The 26,811-nt window shown below is 40.3% G+C and carries 27 protein-coding genes; 2 read left to right on the forward strand and 25 right to left on the reverse strand.

Annotated elements, in window-relative coordinates; translation table 11 throughout:
• Window positions 1-224 precede the first annotated feature (224 nt).
• The 6 genes from GD441_RS13545 to GD441_RS13570 all read right to left on the reverse strand — a co-directional run bounded on the left by GD441_RS13545 (window position 225) and on the right by GD441_RS13570 (window position 4,224).
• On the reverse strand, window positions 225-815 hold the full coding sequence (locus tag GD441_RS13545; RefSeq protein WP_420849706.1) for a TIGR01440 family protein: 591 nt from the start codon (window positions 813-815) through the stop codon (window positions 225-227).
• Between the two features lie 12 nt (window positions 816-827).
• On the reverse strand, window positions 828-1,274 hold the full coding sequence (gene rpiB, locus GD441_RS13550) for a ribose 5-phosphate isomerase B (RefSeq protein WP_153126969.1): 447 nt from the start codon (window positions 1,272-1,274) through the stop codon (window positions 828-830).
• Window positions 1,275-1,301: 27 nt separating this feature from the next.
• Entirely contained in the window at window positions 1,302-2,591 is a 1,290-nt protein-coding gene (locus tag GD441_RS13555; RefSeq protein WP_153126970.1) for a methyl-accepting chemotaxis protein, read from the reverse strand.
• A gap of 20 nt (window positions 2,592-2,611) precedes the next feature.
• On the reverse strand, window positions 2,612-3,064 hold the full coding sequence (locus GD441_RS13560; RefSeq protein ID WP_153126971.1) for a low molecular weight protein arginine phosphatase: 453 nt from the start codon (window positions 3,062-3,064) through the stop codon (window positions 2,612-2,614).
• A 295-nt stretch (window positions 3,065-3,359) separates the two neighbouring features.
• Window positions 3,360-3,881 carry a manganese efflux pump MntP gene (locus tag GD441_RS13565; RefSeq protein ID WP_420849707.1) on the reverse strand — a complete coding sequence of 174 codons (522 nt, stop codon included), beginning with the start codon at window positions 3,879-3,881 and terminating at the stop codon, window positions 3,360-3,362.
• Between the two features lie 121 nt (window positions 3,882-4,002).
• Entirely contained in the window at window positions 4,003-4,224 is a 222-nt protein-coding gene (locus GD441_RS13570) for a hypothetical protein (RefSeq protein ID WP_153126973.1), read from the reverse strand.
• A 28-nt stretch (window positions 4,225-4,252) separates the two neighbouring features.
• Between GD441_RS13570 and GD441_RS13575 the strand changes: the two genes are divergently transcribed.
• Window positions 4,253-4,621: a hypothetical protein gene (locus tag GD441_RS13575; RefSeq protein WP_153126974.1), complete on the forward strand. Its 369-nt coding sequence runs from the start codon at window positions 4,253-4,255 to the stop codon at window positions 4,619-4,621.
• Window positions 4,622-4,664: 43 nt separating this feature from the next.
• On the opposite strand, the gene GD441_RS13580 is transcribed toward GD441_RS13575, so the two are convergent.
• The 14 genes from GD441_RS13580 to GD441_RS13645 all read right to left on the reverse strand — a co-directional run bounded on the left by GD441_RS13580 (window position 4,665) and on the right by GD441_RS13645 (window position 18,817).
• Window positions 4,665-5,705, reverse strand: a complete 1,041-nt coding sequence (locus GD441_RS13580) for an L-threonylcarbamoyladenylate synthase (RefSeq protein WP_153126975.1) — start codon at window positions 5,703-5,705, stop codon at window positions 4,665-4,667.
• A gap of 262 nt (window positions 5,706-5,967) precedes the next feature.
• A complete protein-coding gene (locus GD441_RS13585; protein WP_153126976.1) occupies window positions 5,968-6,408 on the reverse strand; it encodes a GNAT family N-acetyltransferase in 441 nt (146 codons plus the stop codon).
• A 116-nt stretch (window positions 6,409-6,524) separates the two neighbouring features.
• Window positions 6,525-7,214, reverse strand: a complete 690-nt coding sequence (gene spoIIR, locus GD441_RS13590) for a stage II sporulation protein R (RefSeq protein ID WP_153126977.1) — start codon at window positions 7,212-7,214, stop codon at window positions 6,525-6,527.
• A gap of 381 nt (window positions 7,215-7,595) precedes the next feature.
• Window positions 7,596-8,447, reverse strand: a complete 852-nt coding sequence (gene prmC / locus GD441_RS13595; RefSeq protein WP_153127016.1) for a peptide chain release factor N(5)-glutamine methyltransferase — start codon at window positions 8,445-8,447, stop codon at window positions 7,596-7,598.
• Window positions 8,448-8,454: 7 nt separating this feature from the next.
• Window positions 8,455-9,525: a peptide chain release factor 1 gene (gene prfA, locus GD441_RS13600; protein WP_153126978.1), complete on the reverse strand. Its 1,071-nt coding sequence runs from the start codon at window positions 9,523-9,525 to the stop codon at window positions 8,455-8,457.
• A 427-nt stretch (window positions 9,526-9,952) separates the two neighbouring features.
• Window positions 9,953-10,402 carry a hypothetical protein gene (locus GD441_RS13605; protein ID WP_153126979.1) on the reverse strand — a complete coding sequence of 150 codons (450 nt, stop codon included), beginning with the start codon at window positions 10,400-10,402 and terminating at the stop codon, window positions 9,953-9,955.
• Between the two features lie 129 nt (window positions 10,403-10,531).
• A complete protein-coding gene (locus GD441_RS13610) occupies window positions 10,532-11,152 on the reverse strand; it encodes a thymidine kinase (RefSeq protein WP_153127017.1) in 621 nt (206 codons plus the stop codon).
• A 323-nt stretch (window positions 11,153-11,475) separates the two neighbouring features.
• A complete protein-coding gene (rpmE, locus tag GD441_RS13615; RefSeq protein ID WP_153126980.1) occupies window positions 11,476-11,676 on the reverse strand; it encodes a 50S ribosomal protein L31 in 201 nt (66 codons plus the stop codon).
• 385 nt (window positions 11,677-12,061) lie between these two features.
• A complete protein-coding gene (rho, locus tag GD441_RS13620; protein ID WP_153126981.1) occupies window positions 12,062-13,333 on the reverse strand; it encodes a transcription termination factor Rho in 1,272 nt (423 codons plus the stop codon).
• A 437-nt stretch (window positions 13,334-13,770) separates the two neighbouring features.
• Window positions 13,771-14,733: a class II fructose-bisphosphatase gene (glpX, locus tag GD441_RS13625; RefSeq protein WP_153126982.1), complete on the reverse strand. Its 963-nt coding sequence runs from the start codon at window positions 14,731-14,733 to the stop codon at window positions 13,771-13,773.
• Window positions 14,734-15,034: 301 nt separating this feature from the next.
• Window positions 15,035-16,321, reverse strand: coding sequence for a UDP-N-acetylglucosamine 1-carboxyvinyltransferase (locus GD441_RS13630; protein WP_153126983.1), 1,287 nt, complete (start codon window positions 16,319-16,321; stop codon window positions 15,035-15,037).
• 281 nt (window positions 16,322-16,602) lie between these two features.
• Window positions 16,603-17,244: a fructose-6-phosphate aldolase gene (fsa, locus tag GD441_RS13635; protein ID WP_153126984.1), complete on the reverse strand. Its 642-nt coding sequence runs from the start codon at window positions 17,242-17,244 to the stop codon at window positions 16,603-16,605.
• Window positions 17,245-17,360: 116 nt separating this feature from the next.
• The gene (locus GD441_RS13640; protein ID WP_153126985.1) at window positions 17,361-18,218 is read right to left on the reverse strand and encodes a class II fructose-bisphosphate aldolase; all 858 of its coding nucleotides are present in this window, start codon (window positions 18,216-18,218) and stop codon (window positions 17,361-17,363) included.
• Between the two features lie 227 nt (window positions 18,219-18,445).
• Window positions 18,446-18,817, reverse strand: coding sequence for a response regulator (locus GD441_RS13645; RefSeq protein ID WP_153126986.1), 372 nt, complete (start codon window positions 18,815-18,817; stop codon window positions 18,446-18,448).
• Window positions 18,818-19,042: 225 nt separating this feature from the next.
• On the opposite strand from GD441_RS13645, the gene GD441_RS13650 reads away from it, so the two are divergent.
• On the forward strand, window positions 19,043-19,573 hold the full coding sequence (locus GD441_RS13650) for a DUF2529 domain-containing protein (RefSeq protein ID WP_153126987.1): 531 nt from the start codon (window positions 19,043-19,045) through the stop codon (window positions 19,571-19,573).
• A 69-nt stretch (window positions 19,574-19,642) separates the two neighbouring features.
• On the opposite strand, the gene GD441_RS13655 is transcribed toward GD441_RS13650, so the two are convergent.
• From GD441_RS13655 to GD441_RS13675, 5 genes are all read right to left on the reverse strand, one after another.
• The gene (locus GD441_RS13655; RefSeq protein WP_153126988.1) at window positions 19,643-21,250 is read right to left on the reverse strand and encodes a CTP synthase; all 1,608 of its coding nucleotides are present in this window, start codon (window positions 21,248-21,250) and stop codon (window positions 19,643-19,645) included.
• A gap of 249 nt (window positions 21,251-21,499) precedes the next feature.
• Window positions 21,500-22,072: a DNA-directed RNA polymerase subunit delta gene (rpoE, locus tag GD441_RS13660; RefSeq protein WP_338091714.1), complete on the reverse strand. Its 573-nt coding sequence runs from the start codon at window positions 22,070-22,072 to the stop codon at window positions 21,500-21,502.
• 130 nt (window positions 22,073-22,202) lie between these two features.
• Window positions 22,203-22,382, reverse strand: coding sequence for a hypothetical protein (locus tag GD441_RS13665; protein WP_153126990.1), 180 nt, complete (start codon window positions 22,380-22,382; stop codon window positions 22,203-22,205).
• A gap of 506 nt (window positions 22,383-22,888) precedes the next feature.
• The gene (gene icmF / locus GD441_RS13670) at window positions 22,889-26,155 is read right to left on the reverse strand and encodes a fused isobutyryl-CoA mutase/GTPase IcmF (RefSeq protein WP_153126991.1); all 3,267 of its coding nucleotides are present in this window, start codon (window positions 26,153-26,155) and stop codon (window positions 22,889-22,891) included.
• A gap of 18 nt (window positions 26,156-26,173) precedes the next feature.
• A complete protein-coding gene (locus GD441_RS13675) occupies window positions 26,174-26,809 on the reverse strand; it encodes a TetR/AcrR family transcriptional regulator (protein ID WP_153126992.1) in 636 nt (211 codons plus the stop codon).
• Window positions 26,810-26,811 lie beyond the last annotated feature (2 nt).

Below are 26,811 nucleotides of genomic sequence, written 5' to 3' on the forward strand. Positions count from 1 at the left end.
TCCGCTCCAGGATGCTCGCTTTCCGCGGGGCGGGCGGTGAGCCTCCTCGGCGTGCAGCGCCTGTGGGGTCTCACCTGTCCCGCTGCTCCCGCAGGAGTCTCGCACCTTACGCTCCAATCAACCAACTTTTTTATCAACGGGTTTTCATTCCCAGAACCTATGTAAAAACAACAATCTTTTAGAAAAGAGCCATAGTAAAAAAAGAGAACCTTTAAAAGGCCCCCTTATGTACAATGTGTATTGGTTTCGCTTTTTTCGTAAACAGCCCTTGCTCCGCCAATGAGTTTAGGTCTTGAAATGGCCATTGTTACATGAGCTTGTCCGATCGTTTTTTGAGTGCTTCTGACAGGAACTGCTACATGCTTGATATGCATTCCAATTAATGTGTCCCCAATATCAATTCCTGCGTCTGCTTTAATATGCTCGACAACGACTGCACCTGACATGTTGTTATAAGCCGCTGCTGCTAGAGCTCCCCCAGCGTTTCTTACAGGTACAACACTTACTTGTTCATACCCGTATTTCAATGCCGTCTCCTCTGTCACAACAAGTGCGCGATTTAAATGCTCACAGCACTGAAAGGCAAGCTGCACGCCGGTTTTTTGACTAAAGGCTTTTAGAGTGAAAAAAAGCGCCTCCGCAACCTCCATTGTCCCGCTTGTTCCAATATGTTTTCCTATTACCTCGCTCGTGCTGCACCCTATGACAAGAAGCTTGGAGCTATTAAAGTCCATTCGCTGAGACAAATCAGCTAGTATGTTTTCCAAGTCTTTCTGATATTTCTCGGTTTCAAAGCTGATGTCTTTGCCCATAATAAAACTCCATTGTTATAGATTTTTGTTTTCATACTCTGTGATTTTTCCTACCCGGTTTGCATGGCGTCCGCCTTCAAAATCGGTAGTTAACCACGTTTTAGCAATTTCTCTTGCCAGCCCTGGACCAATTACACGCTCACCCATCGCCAGTATATTGGTGTCATTATGTTCTCTTGTTGCTTTAGCACTGAAAACATCATGAACAAGAGCACAGCGAATTCCCTTCACTTTATTGGCTGCAATACTCATTCCGATTCCGGTTCCACAAATTAATATTCCCCTATCAAATTCTCCATTTGCTACTTTTTCAGCAACCGGTAAGGCATAATCAGGATAATCGACGGAAGATTCACATTCACATCCAAAATCCTCATACTGAATGCCCATTTCGTCCATGAGCTTTTTAATTTCCTCACGGATATTTATACCACCGTGATCTGATGCTATTGCTACCTTCATTAACTAGCAGCCTCCTTTGTTGTCTTCTTACACTTGAAATCTTGTAATTGTCTGCTTTAATTTTTCCGCTTGTTCCTTTAGATCATTGGCTAAAGCTTCTACGTTTGCAATCACTTTTGTTTGATCCTGTATGGAGGATGTTACTTCTTCAGCTCCTGCAGATGTTTCCTCTGCTATAGCAGCAACCTCTTGTGACTGCATGGCTGTTTGTTCAATATACTCCATTTGTTCATCCACTAAGGTTGTGATGTCTTGAACTGAAGCGGCAACCTCATGAATCGTTTCTGTCATTTCTTCAATAATACGATTTGTCTCTGAGCCTTTATCCGCTTCTTCGTTAGCGGTTTTAACCTGTTCGCTAATTTGCTTTACAACGGACTGAACATCCTGTTGGATATTTTGGATTAGAGTAGAAATGCCTTGAACAGCTTTACCGCTTTCATCAGCCAAAAGTCGTACCTCTTCTGCCACAACGGCAAATCCCTTTCCATGCTCTCCTGCTCGAGCAGCTTCAATTGAAGCATTTAAAGCCAACAGATTGGTTTGTGCAGCAATATCTCCAACTAATTGAATGATTTGCTCGACTTTCTTCGCATTTTCTTCTAGCCTCTTTACTGCTTGAAGAGAATTCTGGTTTTCTTTCGCCAGATGCTGAATGCCCGTAATCAATGAATGAATGACTTCCTTGCTGCTTTTTAGTTCAGAAACCATCTCGTGTGAAGTGATCACTGAAGATTTCGCTTTATCTTGCACTTGCTTTGCAATCGTAATGATATCTTCTACAGATTCGGCCGTATTTTGTATAGAAACGGCAGAATTATCGGCACCTAGAGAAATTTCCTTAATTGTGCGGGAAATGTTTTCTGCCTGTTCCGCTGCGCGGGAGGATTCTTTCGAAATATTGATAACCTTTTCATTTGTTTGGCGGAAGTTTTCTTCTATATTGTTTACCATATCTCTTAAATTATAAAGCATATGATTAAAAGCAATGCCTAATGACCTAATTTCATCATCCGACTTAGAAACCTCAAGATCTTCCCTAATATTGCCTTGTGCAGCTTTTAAAGCTACCTTTTCTAGGTTTTGGAGAGGCTTGATGATAAAACCGGCTGCAAAAAATGCCAATATCCCTGACCACAGGATACCAAGGGCCAACGTAACAATTGTAAAAAGCCCTTCGTTTATTCCACTAAAAAATTTCGGATATATAATGTAAATAAAAAATGCGCTCGATGAATATGTAATAATCGCAAGTACCGTAATGAATAGAGCTAATTTTTTCCTTAGCCCAAATTTATAATGCTTTTTCCCCTCCACTGAAATTTCCCCCTGTAAATTTACTTCTCGTGTTTTGATAGTTTATCTGCCAGCTTATCAATCAAATCCTTTAGTTCTTGAAACGTTTCTAAATAGGTATCTTTTGTTCCGCCAAAAGGATCTATAACATCTCTATTATTATTATCGTCCAAAACAAATTCTTTTAATGTTGAAATTTTATCCTTTGCATGAGGATACAACTGTAGGATCGCTCCCTTATGTCCTTCTGTCATTGTAAAAATATGAGTAGCCCAGTCAACATCCTCCTTTAATAGGGGCCTTGACGAATGGTTATGTTGAATTCCGTGGTCTGAAAGCACTTCGGTTGCATAGGTAGATGCAGATTGTCCTTCGCTCGCAAAAACACCAACAGACTTCACTTCAACTCCTGGTATTTCTTTACTTTTTAATATAGCTTCTGCCATAGGACTTCTGCACGTATTCCCTGTGCAAACGAATAATACTCGAGTCATACACCAGCCTCCTTTACATGTATTTATTATAATTTATTTCTTACTATTTCCATACCCCTCATTCATTATTTCTTTCTATTTTATCATAAAGAAAACTCGCCGATTGGCGTAGTTGCACTTATGCAGATAGGGATGTCCGAAAAGGGCAAAATCATTGAAAAGTGAAAATTAAGAATGTTGATATATCAGCATTTCTAAACATAAAAAGGGACATCCAATAGTCGAAATATCGACTTATTGCACAGCCCCATCTGCCAAGAAAAAACCCGGCACTCTAAACAGTCCGGGCATTGGTTTATATAGGCAGAAGCAGTTTAATTCCGAAAGCAATTAATATACTTCCCCCTAAGAATTCACTATATTTCCCTACAAATGCTTGTACTTTTCTCCCTAACACAAGCCCTAGCCACGTCAAAATAGTGGCACAGATCCCAAAAAGAAGGATCGCAACCATTGTTCTGGCACCGTAAATTCCAAGTGATAAGCCAACTGAAAAGCTATCCAGGCTTACACTTAGGGAAAATAACAATAAGCCCAATCCAACAGGTGCAAGCATTGTTTCTTCTTCCCCTCTGATACCTGATATAAACATTTGGATTCCCAACACGAGTAATAAAATCCCCCCCGCGTACGTAGCGAAAGTCCCAAATTGATCGGACAAAAATCGCCCTGCTATCATTCCCAATAATGGCATCCAAATATGAAAAATGCCGACCGTTATGCCTATAATAAAAATTTGTCTTAATCTCAGCTTAAACATCCCCATGCCTAATCCTATTGAAAATGAATCCATACCTAATGCTAAAGCCATTAACATTAATGCCAGAACCTCACCGGCGATCGTATTCAATCCATCTACCTCCTTGGACGTGCCTCATTTCAACTTATGCCCGTCCAAAGAAAAATAGAATGATGGAAAAATAATTTATGAGGAGCATTCATGTACCTAATAATCTGCAGACTTCCAAATCCAGCAGCACTTCAAACATAATTCCAATCCTGACGAGTTTCTTGATCATCCCGCCAATTTCGGTAATAATACCGCGAGTTTCTGCGATAATCCCGCCGGTTTGAACAATAATCCCGCGAGATTGAAAGATCATTCCTTCAAATGTTACTTTGACAAATGACAGCCGATTTGGAGTCAATTTATCGGTCAATTTGGAAAAAATATCGTCAGTTTAGACAATGCATCGGGCATCAGGGACAAGATATCGGCCTTTAACAGCATTATATCGGTCGTCAATCCGATATATCGGTCGTCGACAGCATTATATCGGTCATCAATTCCATTTATCGGTCGTCACCATCAAAATATCGGTCGTCAATCCCATTTATCGGTCGTCACCATCAAAATATCGGTCGTCAATCCGATATATCGGTCGTCGACAACATTATATCGGTCGTCAATTCCATTTATCGGTTCACCATCAAAATATCGGTCATCAATCCCATTTATCGGTCGTCACCATCAAAATATCGGTCGTCAATCCGATATATCGGTCGTCGACAACATTATATCGGTCGTCAATTCCATTTATCGGTCGTCACCAATGATAGATCGCTCATCCTTTTGAAATGCGAAAACTTATAAATATGTTTACTCGCTAATAAGCTGTTGTCCGGCTGCCTTCATTAAGCGATTCATGATGGCTTGTCCTATGCCAGACGTTGGATAGACTTCTCCAAAAATGATATCCACATCTTTGTCATCAAAGCTTCGAAGAGCTCGATATAAACCTGCTGCTACACTTTCTAAATTTCGATAAGAGCCAACAGTCACGATGTAATCTGCTTTATATTCATCTGCGTTCTCAATTGTTGTAAGAACACCCACCTTAAGACCTTCTGCCTTTTTCTCATCAATTTGCTTTTGGAAAAATTTCTTGCTCCCTTTTATTAATATAAGGGGTGCTTCGGGAGCATAATGAGTATATTTCATTCCGGGAGATTTAGGCACTACCCTTTCGTTTTCTAACGCCAAGTCCAAACGTACCTCTCCTATTACCTCTTCTAGCTGCTCTTTTGTGACACCGCCTGGTCTTAGGATGACAGGAATCTCTTCCGTGCAGTCCAAAACTGTCGATTCAACACCTACACCTGTTTCGCCACCGTCGATAATTCCTGCGATCTTTCCAAACAAGTCCCTTTTAACGTGATCAGATGTAGTTGGACTAGGCTTTCCTGATGTATTTGCACTTGGAGCTGCAATTGGCAAGCCTGATTCTTTTATCAGTGCAAGTGCAATCGGGTGGTCAGGCATCCGGACTGCAACAGTATCTAGACCAGCTGTGACCAAGTGAGAAAGCCCTGATTTCTTTCTGAAGATGATGGTTAACGGCCCTGGCCAAAACGCATCAATTAATTTGTGGGCTTTTTCAGGGATCTCCTTTACGATATTGTGAAGCTGATCAATGTCAGCTATATGGACAATCAGTGGATTATCGCTTGGACGCCCTTTTGCTTTATAAATCTTTTCCACAGCCTCATCGGATGCTGCGTTAGCTCCTAGCCCATACACTGTTTCAGTTGGAAAAGCGACTACTTCATTTTTTCGAAGGAGCTCGGCAGCCTGTGAAATTTGTGGACAATCAATGTTTTTATCCACAAAGTTATCCACTTTCCATACAATTGTATTCATCTATTCACACCTTCAATTCGTTTTTCCTTTTTTAGCTTTTCTTATTCTATCATAAGCTACCCATTAAAAAAGTATAATTTGGGCATCACTGTGTTATTTCAAGTTTGCAGCCCTTTTTAACGTTCTCCCAAACCTAAAACATACAAGATAAATCCTATACTTTTATAAAAAGGATTGTAAAAGAAGGGAATAAACATAAATAATATCCACAAAATGTGGATATCATCATAAAAACAGTGGATAACTTTGTGGATATGTGAATTTAATGAAGCGTTTTCTCCATGAAAAAAACATCTTCATACTCAAGCATATTAGTGCAATGAGGGGACAACTTGATAGATTCCGGAAGATCCTCTGACCTTATTTTTTTAAAGCCAAGCGCTTTAAAAAAAGGGAATGATGCTTCTTTATCAGAAGCCAAATAGACACTAGATAAACTTTGTTGTTTTGCAAGCAATAAGGTTTGTTGAAAAAAGGGTGCCAGTAAAGATTGTGGAAAAGTAGGCGAGAATACAAACGATCTCAATAATCCGCCGCTCTCTACTGGCTCAATTCCAATCGTAGCTATCAATGTGTTGTTTTCATCCTCTGCCATAAGGAAATACGGATAATTTTGTTTTACCCCAATGGCTGATACCCCAGCCTCTAACAAAAATTCCTCTATTGCGATTATATCTTTTTCTTCTGCTTTGCGAAAAATCATTAATCCACACCCTTTCAAATCATTCTATTACACTCTATGAACAAATTGTCCACAGTAGAACTACTTATAATAGAGTTGTGGATAAGATCGATAAAAAAGAGCGTTTCGCTCCGCTCTTAAAATAAACTCTTAAAAAGTTCTATTAGAAAGAATTTTTTTTCGATTGGCTGTTCATCCTGACTGACGTATATTGTCTTGTCAGCATTTTCTTGAGAGCTTGTGGTTTCTTTAGAATTTTGTAATGGCTGCGATTCTTCTATAGAGGAGGAATCGTCTTCAAAAGAACCTTCACTGACTGCCGTACCACTTGAGAAATCCAAAAAACACAACGGCGGGAATAGTACACACCACCAATTGGCGCCTTTGCCTTCCCCTAATGTTATAACAATGGCTTCATACTCACCGGCTGGATATAAATACTGTCCATATAGCTTTGTAGGAAAATTGGCTTTCCCGAATTCGACTTTAACGCTTTGAGTTAAGTTGTATTCCTCAAGCTTTTGAGCTGCTTTTTGTTCAATTTCAGGAAGATGTGCCTGAATTACCTGTCTAGCTTCTTCCAGACTAGTCAAATCCTTAACCCACTCTGTGATATCTGTATTCACGGCATCCCGAATTGCACGCTTGACTGCTTGATCCTCTGAACGATCGCTATTGGCCAGAATACGAAGACGGATCGCTTCTTTCGGGATGACCACTGTCTCTACCATCGCATTCGCCTGTTCTTCCTTCGGCATATATAAACTTAAAATTGTTCCAATAGTTAAGATTAATAAATAAACGACTGATAGGTGCTTTCTTTTCATATTACGTTCTCCCCTTCCCTTACACCCATCAGTTTGGACAAAAATCTCTTATCCTAAACTAGTAAAATAGAAAAAAACTCGCAATCTCTCAGGTACTCTTAAAACCTCGAGGACTGCGAGTTCCTTTATACAAGTAATCTAATTACTTTCCACAGTAATCCGACCTTCTCCTCCAGCCGTAGATGTAGTATGGTCAATAAAAAACCATTTTCATCATTATAGGTGAAGTTTCTTTTACTTCATGATTGGCTGCCCGTAAAAGCCCGAAAATAAGGATCACAGACTAAAAACGCCACGTCCTGTGGCAACGTCTGTGTGACTCACATCCTGTGTGCCTCAGGCTAATCAGTGGGGGATAAAGACCCCCCACTGATGGAAGTTTCACTTCATTTCCGCAAAAACCATTCGGTCTTTTCCATTGATGTCGTATTCTACAGAAACTTCAGCTTGAGGGAAGGTTTCTTTTAGCATTGCCGCAACAGCATTTCCTTGCCCAGCACCTACTTCAAAACCAATCAACCCTGGAGTTTTTATGACCTTTGGCAGCTCTGTCATGAAGCGACGGTACAAATCCAAACCGTCTACGCCAGCAAAAAGAGCACGGTGCGGTTCATGGTCTGTTACGACCGTTGACATCCACACCTTATCAGCTTCAGGAATATAGGGTGGATTGGATAAGATGACATCGAATGTTATCCCTTTTTCAATAAATGGCTGAAGCAGGTCACCTTTTATGAACTGTACATCGGCCTCTAAGGCTATCGCATTCTCTCTCGCAACGTCAAGAGAAGCCTCTGCAATGTCTGTAAGAACGACATGTAACTCAGGCATTTCGAGTTTCATCGTAATACCGATTGCCCCGCTTCCCGTTCCAACATCCACGAGTGAGATCTCCCTATCCGAAAAAATGGCAGGAATCTTTTTCAGGGCATGATACACTAGTTCTTCTGTTTCAGGGCGAGGGATTAAAACCTCCTTGTTCACGATAAAGCTTCTCCCATAAAACTCCTCATATCCAATTAAATATTGAACGGGAACACCTTTCGCATGCTCTTCTACAGATTTTTGAAATTCGACCCACACCTTTTCCGGCAGCACATCATGGAGGCTTGCTAATAGCTTAGAGCGTGACACGTTCATATAATGCTTTAATAATATTTCCCCAGCATTTTCATCACGGCCATTTTCTTTTAAAAAAGAAGAAGCCCAATGGAGGGCTTCAAACACTTTCATCGTCATATTATTCACCAGCATTCTGAAGCTTATTGGATTGGTCTTCTAAAATTAAAGCTTCAATAATTTCATCCAGCTTACCTTCCATAATTTGGTCGAGCTTTTGGATCGTTAATCCGATGCGATGATCCGTTACGCGATTTTGTGGATAGTTATACGTACGGATTCGTTCAGAACGGTCACCTGTTCCTACAGCAAGCTTACGATTTTGATCATATTCAGCTTGTGCCTCTTGCTGGAACTTATCGTAAATACGAGCACGCAACACCTTCATCGCTTTTTCTTTGTTTTTGATTTGCGATTTTTCGTCTTGGCAGGATACAACGATGCCTGTCGGAATATGCGTTAAGCGTACAGCAGACATGGTTGTGTTAACGCTTTGTCCTCCTGGTCCTGAGGATGCAAACGTATCGACGCGAATGTCTTTTTCATGAATCTCTACTTCCACTTCTTCTGCTTCTGGTAAAACAGCTACAGTAGCTGTGGACGTATGAATACGACCTCCGGATTCTGTTTCCGGAACACGCTGAACACGGTGTGCACCATTTTCAAATTTCAGCTTAGAGTACGCACCTTGTCCGTTAATCATAAAGATGATCTCTTTATAACCGCCAAGTCCTGTTGGGCTAGCCTCAATCACTTCCGTTTTCCAGCCCTGCATTTCCGCATAGCGGGTGTACATGCGGTAAAGGTTGCCGGCAAATAGCGCTGCCTCCTCTCCTCCTGCAGCTCCGCGAATCTCCATAATAACGTTTTTGTCATCGTTCGGATCTTTAGGAAGAAGAAGAATTTTCAGCTTTGCTTCAAGCTCTTCCATTTTTTCTTCAAGCTCATTTATTTCTTCCTTTACCATTTCACGCATTTCAGCATCCAGCTTCTCTTCAAGCATCGCTTTAGCGTCTTGATATTGCTGGCGGATTTCTTTATATTCACGATAAACAGTTACAGTCTCCTGAATGCTAGACTGTTCCTTTGAATATTCTCTCAGCTTTTTTGGGTTATTCACAATTTCCGGATCACTTAAGAGTTCGTTTAATCTCTCGTAACGATCCTCAACTGCTTGTAGACGATCTATCACAATCATTCACCTCGAATTTTATCCATAACATTCTTATTATAGTATAGGTGAATTATCAACGTCAAAATGAATTCGGACTTGGACTATGTATGAGCAAGGTGTCGAGTTTTTAATGAAGGCTCTTTTCGCATTGATTGTTGTTTTTAGACGATAAAGTTTGCTCGTTGATTTCCGCTCTAGGCACTTGCTTTCCGCGGGGAGGGATGTCACTCCTCGGCGTACCGCCCGTGGGATCTCCCACTTCCCTCTTTTTCCCGCAGGACATTGAATAAAACACCTCACGGAAGGAAATGCGAATGCATTTTCGAGGAGTCAAGTACCCTCCGCTACAATCAACTCCGATCGTATCGTTACATTACACGAAAAAAGCACCAAACTTTACGAAAACAGCCTTTATGAACAAGAAAACTCGACACTCCCTCCATTTTCACCTGTGTTTTTCTTCCATTTTCACTTCTATATTGTAATTCGGGAAAGCCTTAGACAAATGCTTGTGAACAAGAGCTTCTTTTTGAATTTTTTCTTTATTATTTTTCATCAAACGATGATCATAAACCGTCACCCACATACGATTTCCATTAATCGAAATCGGTCCCGTTTCAAAATCTGTTTTTTCGAGGATTACAAGACGTGCACGGTTTACATCCGAACGAAGCGCTGCATTTCGTTCCTCATCGCTTAAAGGATAAAGGTTGTTTTGGGCATATGGGTTTAAGGTAGGATCGTAAACATATCCTCCCCTTTCATAAACAGCCTTAGGATCATTCGAAATAAAGGTTGTTCCTTTTATATCCTCTGCTTGGTGTTCAACCAAGTCATTGGTACCACAAGCTGATATAAGAAGCCAAGAAAGCAGTAACAGACAGTACTTTATCATAAAAAAGTAACACCTCCTGCTATTAGCCTTCCCTTATCAGTCGATGTGAATGAGAAAGATAGAAAGACAATTTTTAACAAGAAGCATAAGAAAAAACTCTTGCCATCATGGCAAGAGCTTTCAAAAAGATTAAAGCGTTTCTTCTGTTTTCACTTTCCGTTCATGGGCATCTTTTTTTCCTGGAACTTCATGGTGATGACGGCATCTCGGCTCATATGATTCAGATGCCCCAACTAAAATAATGGGTTCATCATAAGAAGCAGGTTTTCCATTTACAAGTCTTTGTGTACGGCTAGCAGGAGAACCACAGACAGCACAAACTGCTTGTAGCTTTGTTACAGTTTCTGCTAAAGACAGAAGTTTTGGCACCGGACCAAAAGGCTCCCCACGGAAATCTTGATCAAGTCCTGCCAAAATGACACGATAGCCGCTATCTGCCAAATGTTGGGCAACGTCCACAATTTCTTCGTCAAAAAATTGTACCTCATCAATCGCAATAACATCCAGTGTCTCATCAATATGATTAAAAATATCTGTCGATTTTTCAATTGGTATTGCCATTACCGAAGTTCCATTATGTGAAACGACCGCTTCTTCTGCATAACGATTATCAATAATCGGCTTAAATACTACCGTTTTTTGTTTAGCAAATTGCGTGCGACGTACTCTTCTAATCAGTTCTTCTGATTTCCCTGAAAACATGCTGCCGCAAATCAATTCCATCCAACCCGATTGCTTCATTACATACACGTTCAAGCCTCTCCTTCCCTAATACCCATGGAATATGAAGCATTACTTCCTAATTTTTTCACCTTTACTATTGAATCATATATCATTTTTTCTTGCTAGGGGTAATATTATCCGAGCAAAAGAAGATTTTCGAAAAAGTGAAAGCAGTGTCCAAAAGAACGAAGATCTCACGACGTTCTCGTAAAGCTAGCTCCTTCCTTCTTGCGAGGTGTTGCTGCAGTAGCCTTCCTGATCCTGTCGAAGCAATGTCCTTACCCGAACTGCAAGATTATAAGAAAAAAACAGGCAGGAACGGATCCTTGCCTGTTTTTAGACGTTCGTTATTATTTAAGACCGTATTTTTTGTTGAAACGATCTACGCGGCCGCCAGCTTCAGCGAATTTTTGACGTCCAGTGTAAAATGGATGGCACTCAGAGCAAGTCTCTACGCGCACCTCATCTTTAACTGAGCCAGTTTCAAACTCGTTACCGCAAGCACATTTAACTAGTACTTTTTTGTAATTAGGATGAATTCCTGCTTTCATTGTTTTCATCTCCTTCCGCCCTGAATCATCTGAAACAGAGTTATATGAACAAATATGTGATATTTCATCACATTTTATTTATAAAACATACCTTTTCATTATAGCAAGGGCTTATATGATTTGCAACTGCTCTTTATTTTTGGTTGTTTTCGCAAACTTTGTTGCTTTTTAACAAGTAGTGAGGATCGGTTGATTTCCGCTCCAGGATGCTCGCTTTCCGCGGGGCGGGCGGTGAGCCTCCTCGGCGTGCAGCGCCTGTGGGGTCTCACCTGTCCCGCTGCTCCCGCAGGAGTCTCGCACCTTACGCTCCAATCAACCAACTTTTTTATCAACGGTTTTCATTCCCAGAACCTATGTAAAAACAACAATCTTTTAGAAAAGAGCCTTATTTTTTTACTCCGCTGCCCTTCATTTCTTCGTCCAGCATCGCAAAAAATTCTTCGTTGCTCTTTGTTTGTCTTAGCTTGCGAAGGAATCTTTCAGCAAAGTCAGGAGTGTCCGACATTGTTTTGCGGATTGCCCATAGTTTATCCAAATGTTCTTTTGGAATGAGTAGCTCTTCTTTGCGAGTACCTGAACGACGAATATCGATGGCAGGGAAAATACGTCTTTCTGCAAGAGAACGATCCAAATGAAGCTCCATGTTTCCAGTTCCCTTAAATTCCTCATAAATCACATCGTCCATACGAGAACCTGTATCAATTAATGCTGTAGCAAGAATTGTTAGGCTTCCACCTTCTTCTATATTTCTCGCCGCTCCAAAAAATCTTTTTGGACGGTGGAATGCCGCAGGATCAATACCACCCGACAGAGTTCTTCCACTCGGAGGAATAACTAGGTTATACGCACGGGCTAAACGAGTGATACTATCCATTAAAATAATGACGTCTCTTTTATGCTCAACTAACCGCATTGCACGTTCTAATACAAGCTCTGCAACCTTAATGTGATTTTCCGGTACTTCATCGAATGTTGAGCTTACAACGTCTCCTGCAACGGATCGCTCAATATCCGTTACTTCTTCAGGACGTTCATCAATTAATAAAACAATTAATTCCGCTTCCGGATGATTGGTTGTAATAGCATTTGCAATTTCTTTCAACAGCATGGTTTTACCCGCTTTTGGAGGAGCAACAATAAGTCCACGCTGACCAAAACCAACCGGAGCAATTACGTCCATAATACGGGTTGATAGGTTCTTTTGAGTTGTTTCAAGCTTGATTTGACGATTTGGATACAGTGGAGTCAATCCTGGGAAATGCACACGTTCCTTTGCCGATTCAGGATCATCGCCATTTACCGCTTCTACGTGAAGCAATCCGAAGTATCTTTCGTTTTCCTTTGGAGGTCGAACCTTACCAGAAACCTTATCCCCATTTCTTAGGTCAAAGCGACGAATTTGGGAAGCAGATATATATATGTCCTCCGAACTAGGAGAGTAGTTTATAGGTCGCAGGAAACCAAAGCCTTCTGAAGGGATGATTTCAAGTACACCTTCCATAAACAACAATCCATCTTGCTCGGCCTGCGCTTTTAAGATAGCAAATATTAATTCCTTTTTTGTCAGCTTGCTGTAGTATGAAATTTTATACTCTTTTGCAAGCTCGTACAGTTCTTTCAATTTCATATTTTCTAAATTCGCGATCGTTAAACTCATAGTGACACCACTCTTTTGTAATTTAAGAAATAAATAATAAATAACGTGATTAGGCTGAAGGCATTCTGAAATGTGTTAAGACTTAGATGAAGCTTTATAATGTAAGGATAAAATATAAAAGCTTTTAGAAGATAATACAGAAGGAAACGCCAAGCAGCAATTTTATGAAGAAAGGGATAAAGCGAGAGATTATGAATTAAAACAAAGTCTATTTTACTTTTTTCTAAAAAAATTATCAAGCTATTATATAAGGGGGAATGTTATTTGAGCTAAGCGGGCCAGATACGCTCGCTTAGCTCAGAATATTCATTGCATTTCGAATTAAGCAGAAAAGCTATAGAAAACTTGCTTAATCTATGGAAAAACTCTTTTTTATGCGAATAGCTGTTGATCTATACGCAACATATAATGTGGTTTCAGTGTTTCACTACTACGTATCATTTGATCACTAAGTTTGGTTTTTTCTTTAAGCTGTGGCGGCCATCGATAAAGCGGACTGTGCCTGATTTGGCCCGCATAACGACAGAATGGGTCTCTCCGTAATTCGCTTTGAATTGGACTCCCCGCAATAACTCGCCATCTGTGACACCTGTTGCAGCAAAAATGGCATCGTCACCTCGGACAAGGTCTTCCATACGAAGTACTTTATTAATATCAAGTCCCATGCTTTTGCAGCGTTCTACTTCAGCATCATTTTGCGGAAGCAGCTTCCCTTGAATTTCTCCACCTAAGCATTTTAATGCAACGGCAGCCAAAACTCCTTCAGGTGCGCCTCCTGAACCAAATAAGATGTCTACACCAGTTTGGTCAAATGCCGTGTTGATCGCCGCCGCAACATCTCCATCATTGATGAGTTTTATTCTCACACCAGCTTCTCTAAGCTTATGAATGAGCTCAGCATGGCGCGGTCGATTCAAGATGGTTGCTACCAAATCCTCGATGTCTTTGTTTTTTGCTCTTGCTACAGCTTTTAAATTGTCTATGATCGGAGCGTTAATATCAATTTGTCCTACAGCTTCAGGACCAACTGCAATCTTATCCATATACATATCAGGAGCATGTAGAAGATTGCCATGATCTGCGATAGCCAATACAGCCAAAGCATTCCATCCTCCCGAAGCGACAATATTTGTTCCTTCTAAAGGATCAACGGCAACGTCTACACGTGGACCATAGCCGGTTCCAAGCTTTTCCCCAATATAAAGCATTGGAGCTTCGTCCATTTCTCCTTCACCAATTACAACGGTTCCCTTCATTGGAACGGTATCAAAAACGTCACGCATAGCAGATGTAGCAGCCTCATCCGCCTCATCCTTTAATCCACGACCCATCCAACGTGCAGAAGCTAATGCTGCTGCCTCCGTTACACGTACTAGCTCCATTGATAAGCTTCTTTCCATTGTGGTTCCTCCCTATGTACATACAACATTTGCGTTTAACACGCTTTTTTATATCAATCTATACCTAGCCTGACCCAAAGATCAGTTATTGGTATAACACAATTCTATATAAATTGTAGCACATTAAGGGAGAAATTTGTTATGTTAATGAGGAAGTATTTTTAGGGAAAACTCTCCATATTAAGACCGCCTGTAAACGCTCGCATTTTCCGGTGCTTATTACCGTCTATGGTAAATCTGCTCCTCGAACAGGTTCAATCCACAACTGACAGCGTAAATCAAAACGCAAAGCTCCTAATATTTAGGAGCTTTTTAATTGCTCTACCTCTTCCTCGGTCATCTTTTCACGCCAGATGGTTGCACCTAGGCCGCTAAGCTTGTCTACTAAATGACTGTATCCCCGGTCAATATGCTCAATCCCCGTGATTTCTGTAATCCCTTCAGCCATAAGTCCGGCAATCACTAGAGCAGCGCCTGCTCTCAAATCACTCGCCTTTACCTTTGCTCCTTGAAGCTGAACAGGACCGGTGACAATCGCAGATCGACCTTCAACCTTAATATTTGCATTCATACGTCGTAGTTCATCAATATGCTTAAAACGTGCTCCGTAAATGGTGTCCGTTACAACGCTTGTTCCTTCCGCCTTCGTCAGTAAAGCAGTAAAAGGCTGCTGAAGATCTGTAGCAAACCCTGGATACACAAGTGTTTTGACATCAACAGATTTCAGACGTGGACCTGGAGTGACAAATACTTGGTCATCTCTTGTTTCAATAGTGACACCCATCTCACGTAGTTTAGCAATTAGCGACTCAAGATGCTGAGGAATTACGTTATCCACAAGAATTCCTTGTCCAATAGCAGCTGCCAAAATCATATATGTACCGGCTTCAATCCTATCAGGAATAATGGTGTGACGACATCCGTGCAAGCTTTCAACTCCATCAATCCTAATCACATCCGTACCTGCTCCCTTGATTTTAGCGCCCATGTTTGTTAGAAGAGTTGCTACATCTACAATTTCAGGTTCTTTCGCTGCATTCTCGATAATGGTTCGGCCTTTTGCTAAAACAGCAGCCAGCATGATATTAATCGTTGCACCTACGCTGACGACATCCAAGTATATGCGCGCTCCTCTTAATTCATCGGCTCTTAAATAAATCGCACCTTGTTCATTCGTCACTTGGGCTCCTAACGCTTCAAATCCTTTAATATGCTGATCAATTGGACGGGGCCCTAAATAGCACCCGCCAGGCAAACCGATGACAGCCTTTTTAAAACGACCAAGCATTGCCCCCATCAAATAGTAAGATGCTCGAAGTTTTTTTACTCTTCCGTTTGGTAGGGGCATTGGAATCATGGTGCTTGGGTCGACCATTATTTCACCATCTTTAAAAGAAACACTTCCGCCGATTTCTTCTAAAAGACCTTTTAATATTTCTACATCAGAAATCTCAGGCAGCCCCTCTATCGTTACAGGAGAGTCCGCCAAAATAGTGGCAGGAATTAACGCAACAGCACTGTTTTTTGCACCACTCACACGAATGGTTCCTTTAAGCGGATAACCGCCAGCGATTTTTAGCTTTTCCATAATAAACTCCCTTCTACGCTCAACCGTTAGAAAGATGTATTACATGCTATTTTCAAAACCATGATTTCCTAACAAAAATAAACACAATTTGACATAGTCTTTATCTATATAGTTTACACAAAAATTTGGAACTCATGTAATTTTATATAAAAAATTTGAAAATAAGCATTTTGTATCATAATTGGATGGGAATTTCCATCTTCATACCTTCAACAAAACTTTCTAACAGGATGACAAGAAGTTTAGAACGAAACTTAGGCTAGAGTTCTTTTTTGTTTGGGTTATCTTCCGGCCCAATCCTTAAGAAATGCCTCAATTCCTTTATCCGTAAGCGGATGATTGAACATTTGCATGATGACTTTATAAGGAACTGTCGCAATGTGGGCACCTTTTAAAGCCGCCTCTGTAACATGCATTGGATGACGAATGGATGCTGCAATGATTTCGGTTTCAATATCATGGATTGCGAAAATATCAGCAATATCGGAGATTAGCTTTAACCCGTCATGTCCGATATCATCCAATCTTCCAAGGAATGGAGATACATAGGTAGCTCCTGCTCTTGCAGCCATTAAAGCTTGATTGGCACTAAAAATGAGCGTCACATTCGTTTGAATTCCTTCTTTTTTAAATGTATGAACAGCTTTTAGTCCATCTGGAGTCATAGGAACTTTAATTGTGATATTAGGAGCTATAGCAGCTAATTCTCTTCCTTCTTTCACCATGCCCTCATAATCTGTTGCAATAACTTCCGCACTGACGGAGCCTTCAACCAATGCAGTTATTTCTTTTAGACGGTCATGAAAAGAAATATTTTTTTCTTTAGCAACTAATGATGGATTAGTAGTAACCCCTGATAGAATACCTAGTTCGTATGCTTCGCGAATTTCTTCAATATTTGCAGTATCAATAAAAAATTTCATGTTTTATACCCCCTGTTAAATTAAGATACAACGAAACCGCCTTCTAGGCGGTTTCGTCAGAATGTTGACAAATGCTCGCATTCTTCGACGGAACCACCATATAGGCGGTTTAGATATTATGCTTTGTTGTTGGAGCCGAATTCACGAATTTTGCCAACTACTGTTTGTTTAATTGCTTCGCGGCCAGGGCCGATATATTTGCGTGGGTCATAAACGTTTGGATCAGCATTTAAGACTTCACGAACTGCTTTTGTAAATGCAATTTGGTTTTCAGTATTTACGTTAATTTTAGAAGTACCTAAAGAAATCGCTCTTTGAATATCTTTCGTAGGAATACCTGTACCTCCATGAAGAACTAGAGGAATACCTGTTAAATCGCGTACTTCTTCCATTTCTTTAAAGCCAAGATTTGGTTCACCTTTGTAAGGGCCGTGAACAGAACCAAGAGCAGGAGCTAAGCAATCGATGCCTGTGCGCTTTACAAGCTCTTGACATTCTTTTGGATCTGCATAAATCACTCCGTCAGCTACAACATCATCTTCTTGTCCGCCGACTGTTCCTAATTCAGCTTCAACAGAAACACCTTTTGAGTGAGCATATTCCACTACTCTTTTCGTTGTTTCAACGTTTTCTTCAAATGGATGATGAGAAGCATCAATCATAACAGATGTAAAGCCAGCATCAATTGCTTCTTTACATTTTTCAAAGCTTGAACCGTGGTCAAGATGAATCGCCACTGGGACTGTAATTTTCATATCTTCTAGCAGACCTTTAACCATCATAACGGTTGTCTTAAATCCACCCATATGACGGGCAGCACCCTCAGAAACCCCAAGGATTACAGGAGATTTTTCCTGTTCAGCTGCAGCTAGGATTGCTTGAGTCCACTCAAGATTGTTAATGTTAAATTGACCAACCGCATACTTTCCTTCTAATGCTTTGTTCAGCATTTCAGTCATTGAAACTAAAGGCATTTTATTTCCTCCTTGTAGTAAAACTGTTCACCTGCTTTTGCAGAGTTCCCTTCTAAAATCATTCCTTAAAAGAAAGCTCACTATTCGTGAACAGCCAAAACGAAACCTGCAAAATTCCCCTTTAGCATAACAATAGTTCATCAAATCGGCAAGGAATTCAATGCTCTGTTTATAAATTTGTTCGATTTTTTATAATAAAATTTGAACGTTACTGGAATTTTCAATTATTAAACCGATTTCAAAGGGAGATATTGGCGTACAACTTTTCTCATATCGTCAATATCAAATGGTTTAGCAAAGTGTGTAAGCGCTCCAAGATCTTTCGCTTCTTGGATCATATCCAGCTCTCCGTAAGCTGTCATGATAATAACCTGAATGTTTGGGTCAATCTTTTTCATTCTCTTTAATATTTCAATTCCATCCATTCCGGGAATCTTCATATCCAAAAGCACCAAATCAGGTGAATGATTGCTTACTATATCAAGGGCTTGTATACCATTTGCAGCTTGAAAAGTCAAATAACCTTCTTTTTGAAACACTTCATTCAGTAAGATGCGGATTCCAAATTGGTCATCAACGATTAGTAACTTTTCTCCCATGTCGTCACCTCTTTTTAATTTTTCCCTTTTTAATTTTTTATATTTATTTCTTTTCTAAAAGCTCATTTACCTATTTAATTCTGTAATTATTAGGATAATCCTTCTAAAAAAATGGTTTATTTTCCAATCTCCTTCATTAAAACTCTTATTTTCCGGCGTTCTTTTATTCTTTATTAGGATGCATTATAATTCTTGTCAAGAACAGTCAAAGAAAGGATTTGTACTATGCTGAAAATTTTTTCTACACAACTACAAGGTAGCTTTAAGAAAATCCTTGATGATGAAATGAGTATTGAAGAAGCTGCCAGACTGCTTGCTCAAGGTGCCGCAGGAGATGGTAGAATTTTCATTCACGGTTTTGGTGAGATGGAAGGGATCGTTGCTGAAGCTCTATTAGGAGTTGAGCCATTTCCTCATGCATCTCCACTTTTCGTGAACGGTAAACAAGAATCTGTATCTGATGTCGACCGGGTTCTACTATTCAGCCGTTATGCCAATGATCCAGAAGCTGTAGCGCTAGCTCAACATTTACAGGAAAAAGGAATCCCTGTTGCAGCTGTTTCGACTATTCAATCCGATGAAGGGTTGCATACAGTTTGTGATATTCATATCGACCTTAAGCTGGTCAAAGGGCTAATTCCGGATGAACAAGGAAACCGAGTCGGCTTTCCTTCTCTAATGGTTGCACTATTCGCCTATTATGGAATTAAGTTTACACTTGAAGAAATATTACATGAGTTAGAAGAAGAACTGTAATAACCCAAATCTCTTATTAAAACACGAGGGTGTCCCAAAATTTAGTTTTGGGACACCCTCATTCTTGTATTAATTCTCTTTGCCAAACTTTAATGAAGCTTCAACAAAGTCACGGAATAATGGCTGTGGTCGAGTTGGTCTAGATGTGAATTCAGGATGGAATTGAGATGCTACGAACCATGGGTGATCTTTCAATTCAATGATTTCAACTAGACGGCCATCAGGGCTTGTACCCGAAAATACAAAGCCTTTCGCTTCCATTGCTTGACGATAATGGTTATTAAACTCATAACGATGACGATGGCGTTCATAGATCACTTCGTTATCATAAGCTGCCATTGCTTTCGTACCTTCTACAAGCTTACATGGATACAACCCAAGACGAAGAGTTCCGCCAAGGTCCTCAACATCCTTTTGCTCTGGAAGAAGGTCAATGATCGGATGTGGAGTTTGCGGATCAATTTCAGCAGAATGAGCTCCTTCAAGTCCTAACACGTTACGGGCAAATTCTATGGACGCTAACTGCATACCTAAGCAAATTCCTAAGAAAGGCTTTTTATTTACGCGAGCGTACTCAGTAGCAACGATTTTCCCTTCAATTCCTCTATCGCCGAATCCCCCTGGCACTAAGATTCCATCTACATCTCCAAGTAGCTCAGCCACATTTTCTTTTGTTACATGCTCAGAATTAATCCATTTAATTTGAACGTCCGCATCAAATGCATAGCCGGCATGCTTCAATGCTTCCACAACAGAAATGTATGCATCTTGAAGCTCAACATATTTTCCAACAAGAGCAATAGTTGTTTTCTTTGAAAGATTTAACACCTTATTAACGAGAGCTTTCCACTCTGTCATGTCCGCTTCGCCGCATTTCAATTTCAAATGCTCGCAAACAATTTGATCGAGCTTTTGCTCTTGAAGCGCAAGAGGTACAGAATACAATGTATCTGCATCACGTGCTTCAATGACTGCTTTAGGGTCTATATCACAGAATAAAGCGATTTTATCTTTCATGTCTTGAGAAATAGGCATTTCTGTGCGGACCACAATGACATTTGGCTGAATACCCAGACTGCGAAGTTCCTTTACACTATGCTGTGTCGGCTTCGTTTTCATTTCACCGGCAGCTTTAATATAAGGAATTAATGTACAATGGATATACATCACATTGTCACGGCCGATATCGCTTTTAATTTGGCGGATGGCTTCAAGGAATGGAAGAGATTCAATATCCCCTACTGTACCACCGATTTCTGTAATAACAACGTCTGCATTTGTTTCGCGTCCAGCACGGAAAACACGCTCTTTTATTTCATTTGTGATGTGAGGAATAACTTGAACAGTTCCTCCTAAATAATCACCACGGCGTTCTTTTTTTAGAACGGTAGAATAAATTTTACCAGTTGTTACGTTACTGTACTTACTTAAATTTATGTCAATAAAGCGCTCATAGTGCCCTAAATCAAGATCTGTTTCTGCACCGTCATCCGTAACGAAAACTTCACCGTGCTGATAAGGACTCATTGTACCAGGGTCAACATTGATATACGGGTCGAATTTTTGAATTGTTACATTTAATCCCCTGTTTTTTAATAATCTTCCTAAAGAAGCAGCCGTAATACCTTTACCTAAAGATGAAACTACGCCGCCTGTCACGAAAATATACTTTGTCATTGGTCGCTTCCCCCTTTGAAATGTAAAATGATGGAGCTTAAAATGAAAGAGAGCTGCCTTGCAGCCCAAGTTTTGCACACACATAATCCAATATTAGTTTTTCCGTATTCATCTTAAAAATTACAGAAAAAACAAAAACGCTCCTCTTACAAAGGTAAGGGAGCGTTAATTTTTAACAACGTGTCCTTATTTAAGGAGCCCAAAAATGATTCTACAAATTTCAAAATGAAAAGTCAAGCCGATAAATTATTACTCTTCATCCTCGAATTCATCGGCATCCTCTTCCAAGCCGCTATCGTCGTCAAGTTCAAATTCATCTTCTTCGATGATTTCTTCTTCAAAATCGTCCTCTTCAACGATATCATCTAGAAGCTCAACATCGTCCTCTTCTTCATCTTCTTCTAGGAGAACGTCTTCATCATATTCATCAAGATCATCGAAGTCTACGATGTCATCTTCTTCAATCACGTCGAAATCATCAAGGTCCTCATCATCCAAAATCTTTTTAGATTTTTTCTTTTTAAGCTTAATCGTATGAACCACTTCATCCTCAATTTGGTCAACAGGATACCAGCTTTTTAGTCCCCAGCGGTTTTCACCCATGCTGCTAAAACGACCGTCGATGTTTAAGTCTGTATAAAATTGAGAAATTCGTTCATTGAGTTCTTCTTGTGTTAATTCTTGAATCCTTGCAATTTCGTCCAACAATTCTTTGAAGGGAATCGCTTGTTTTTTCTCAAGCAAGATTTCATATGCGACTTCAATCATGGACATTTCCATAATTTCTTCTTTTGAGTATTGATTTAAACCCAATCTCTGCACTTCCTTTCTCTATATCAAGCACCTAAAAAGCGCACAAACCATATGTAAAATAGACATATAAATCATTATAAACAATATAATCCCGTTTATGCTACCTCAAACTTTATCTTTCCAACCTTTTTACAGTTTGCTAATCTTTATGAATTTCCTTCTTTACTTGTTCCAACTTCCATTCTTTATACGCCATATAAAATGATATAAAAGCGAGCACAAAAAATCCAATGGAACCTAATGATTTTTTATATAAAAACATAAATAAAATCATAAAAATAATGGCTGCGAATACATATAAAAAATTTTTGAAATTCATTTCGTTCCATCTCCATAGAGGAATATTCTCATTTGGTGATAAATGGTGGCTAGCTATACATTGTATCCCCGTTATGTATACATTATAAGGACTTTTCTTAAAAAATCTGTAAAAGGAAAAAATTTTTCTAGACAATGTCTATAAATTCTCGAGTTCAACTCCAGATTTCTGAATGTAAAGCCATCATTTTTGAAAAATCCCGCTAGTTGGCATGATATTCCCGCCAGTTTCGGGATTAATCCCGCGAAGCGATACGTTTTACACTATTTAGATCAGCACGCTTACCTCGTCCCCTTAACGGAGTCGAGACCAAAAAGAGTCTAATACCCTTTTTGGCATTAGACTCTCAGACTGCTCGCAAATGCTCGCATTCAACCTCACAAACCCTGTCTAACTTTAAAGTACATTGGGTAGTTTTCATCCTCAAAATAACTCCCCTAAGTATCTTCGTCAAACATGACGTGAAAAGTAATGCTTGGTGCAGCTCGAGGTAGATTCAGATGCAATCACATATTTCTGCGGTATTGACCGCCCACTTCATACAGTGCTTTCGTAATCTGGCCAAGACTTGCTACTTTCACACATTCCATAAGCTCTGCAAATATATTGCCTCCGCTTACAGCCACTTTTTTCAATCGATCAAGAGCTAGATTGCATTGATCTTTATTTCTGGCCTGGAACTCCCTTAAGTTGGCAATTTGCCCTTCTTTCTCTTCCTTAGTGGCACGGGCCAATTCCATATTGTTCAATTCTTCCTCTGATGGAGGATTTGGATTCAAGTACGTATTTACGCCTATGATTGGAAGCTCGCCGGTATGCTTTTTCATCTCATAGAGCATTGACTCATCTTGAATTTTCCCTCTCTGATATTGTGTTTCCATTGCGCCGAGTACACCACCTCGGTCATTGATCCTATCAAATTCCTGTAACACTGCTTCTTCCACAAGGTCCGTTAATTCTTCAATGATAAAGGAGCCTTGAAGAGGGTTTTCATTTTTTGTCAATCCGTGTTCTTTTGTAATGATCATTTGGATTGCCATCGCTCTGCGTACAGAGTCTTCTGTTGGAGTCGTGATCGCTTCATCATAAGCATTCGTATGAAGAGAATTACAATGATCATGGAGAGCCATCAGCGCCTGAAGTGTTGTACGGATATCATTAAAATCAATTTCCTGTGCATGCAGTGAACGTCCGGAAGTTTGGACATGGTATTTTAATTTTTGACTCCGCTCATTGGCACCGTATTTATTTTTCATAACAGTTGCCCAAATACGACGTGCCACGCGGCCAATAACCGTGTATTCCGGATCTAAGCCGTTTGAGAAGAAGAATGAAAGGTTCGGTGCAAAATCATCAATATGCATGCCACGGCTTAAATAATATTCCACATACGTGAAGCCGTTTGCCAATGTAAAGGCAAGCTGAGAAATAGGGTTCGCACCCGCTTCCGCGATATGATAGCCTGAAATAGAAACAGAATAATAGTTTCGTACTTTGTTCTCAATGAAGAATTCTTGAATATCTCCCATCATTCTTAGAGCGAATTCTGTAGAGAAGATACATGTGTTTTGCCCCTGGTCTTCCTTAAGGATATCTGCCTGTACGGTTCCACGGACGGTTTGGAGCGTGTATGCACGGACCTCGCTGAACTCTTCAGGAGTGAGGATTCTTCCAAGCTCCTCCTCTTTCTTTTTCACCTGCTGGTCAATAGCAGTGTTCATATACATCGCTAAAATGATTGGAGCCGGACCATTGATTGTCATGGATACGGACGTGGATGGATGACATAAATCAAAGCCATCATAAAGCTTCTTCATATCATCAAGAGTACAAACGCTTACGCCGCTTTCTCCTACTTTACCGTAAATATCAGGACGATAATCCGGATCTTCACCATAAAGTGTTACTGAATCAAATGCAGTACTTAAACGCTTTGCCGAATCATCCTTAGAGAGGTAATGAAAGCGTTTGTTTGTCCGCTCCGGTGACCCTTCTCCTGCAAATTGCCGCTTTGGATCTTCTCCTTCACGTTTAAACGGGAAGACTCCAGCTGTGTAAGGGAAGTACCCAGGTGCATTTTCACGATATACCCATTTCAAGATTTCCCCGTAATCCACATATTTCGGTAAGGCTACTTTCGGGATGCTTAATCCAGATAAACTTTTCGTTTTAAGCTCCGTAACGATTTCTTTATCACGAATTTTAGTAACAAAGCGGTCTTGAGCATATCTCGCTTTAAAACCTTCCCATTCTGCAAGGATTTTTCTAGACTCCTCAGTAAGCTTTGCTTCTGTCTGTTCTCGCAACGCTTCTAAAGAAGCAATAACTTCATCATTCGTTTCTCTTTCTTTAACTGCTTCAATCGCGCCCTCCAGCTGAAACAGCTTACGGGCGATTTTAACCTGTTCTTCTACCTTGCGATGATAGCTTCTTACTGTATCGGCTATTTCCCGCAAATAATAGCGCCGTTCACTTGGAATTATGATATTTTGCTGTTGAACCTCTGCTTCTTTTGTAAAAGAAGTTTTCCAATCCGTTCCTGCTTTTTCATTAATCTTTTCGACCAATGCAGCAAACAACGCATTAGTTCCAGGATCGTTGAATTGACTAGCAATCGTTCCATATACCGGCATTTCAGAAAACTCTTTATCAAAAAGGTTTCGGCTTCTTTGATATTGTTTTTGGACTTGTCGCTTTGCATCTTCAGAGCCTTTTCTTTCGAACTTATTGATCACAATTAGATCAGCAAAGTCAATCATATCAATTTTTTCGAGCTGTGATGGAGCTCCGAATTCACTCGTCATGACATACATCGATACATCACAGACGTCCGTAATGCCCGCATCCCCTTGGCCGATCCCAGACGTTTCTACCACAATCAAGTCGAACCCTGCCGCTTTTACCACTGAAATAGCATCCTGAATCGCAAGGGATAGCTCACTTCTTGATAAACGGGTAGCCAGGCTTCTCATATACACGCGGTTGTTAAAGATTGCATTCATACGAATACGGTCGCCAAGAAGGGCTCCGCCTGTTTTTTGTTTAGTTGGATCTACCGACAGGATAGCCACTTTTTTTTCTGGAATTTCATTTAAGAAACGTCGGATCAATTCATCTGTCAATGAGCTTTTTCCCGCACCACCCGTTCCGGTAATTCCAACCACTGGGATTTTCTGTTCATGCTCTTTGATTTTTTCCATCAGGCTCTGTGTTGTCGCAGCCATTTCCTTCGTTACTTCTACTTTATTTTCTGCAAAGGTAATGAATTGCGCAATAGCACCGGGATCCCCTGCCTTCAGTCGATCAAAAGCATCTGTGATTGCTTCTGAAACGGTTGAAAAATCACATTCCTCAAGCATTTGGTTAATCATACCTTGAAGACCGTAAATGCGCCCATCTTCAGGAGAAAAAATTCGAGCAATCCCGTAATCGTGAAGCTCCTTGATCTCCTTAGGAATAATCACCCCGCCACCGCCTCCGTAAATTCGGATGTGACTGGCTCCTCTTTCCTTCAATAAGTCATACATATACTTAAAATATTCCACATGCCCGCCTTGATACGAAGAAACCGCAATTCCCTGTACATCCTCTTGAATCGCAGCGTTCACGACTTCTTCTACAGAACGATTGTGCCCTAGATGAATGACCTCTGCACCACTGGCTTGAAGAATCCTTCTCATAATGTTTATGGAAGCATCATGACCGTCAAACAGACTGGATGCCGTAATAAAACGAATATGATGCTTTGGCTTATAAAACTCGATCGTTTTCATCTCGCTCCCCCTTGTTCGTTATTTTTTTGTAACTTCTTCTCTTAGACCATGAATTAGAAGATGAGTTTGAAGCTCTATAAATTCATCAAGGGTGTACATTTTCTGAAGCGCCCATCTTCTAAACCCCCACATCTGCCCTTGAACAAAAATGTTATGGGCAATTAATTTAAGCTGTTTTTCCGAAACTGCGAGCTCCCCGTTTTCCTTGCATTTCCTGAGCAAATGCTCGAACATACCGACCATTTCCATCTCTTTATTCAAAACGTATGGCAGGGCATCCTTTGTAAGCGATTTCGCTTCCTGATACATGACAAGGACCTCGTCCTGCATCTCATCTATGACTTTAAAATAATAGGCAATCCCTAGTTTCAAGCTTTCAATCGTACCGACATTTTGATAAAGGTCTTTTTGGAGCCGTTCTTTTACCTCATCGTAAATACTGTCACAGACTAAATACAGGACATCTTCTTTTGTCCTGATATATTCATATAAAGTACCAATACTGAATCCTGATGCTTTAGCAATTTCACGCGTCGTTGTCCGGTGAAATCCTTTTTCTTTAAAAAGGGTGACGGCCCCTTTTATCATTTGATTCCGTCTTTTTTTTACGAGACGTTCATCTTTGACGGAAGCATGCACTTCTCTCTTCTTCAATT

It is taken from the genome of Peribacillus tepidiphilus (assembly GCF_009466385.1).
GTDB lineage: Bacteria > Bacillota > Bacilli > Bacillales > DSM-1321 > Bacillus_BN > Bacillus_BN tepidiphilus.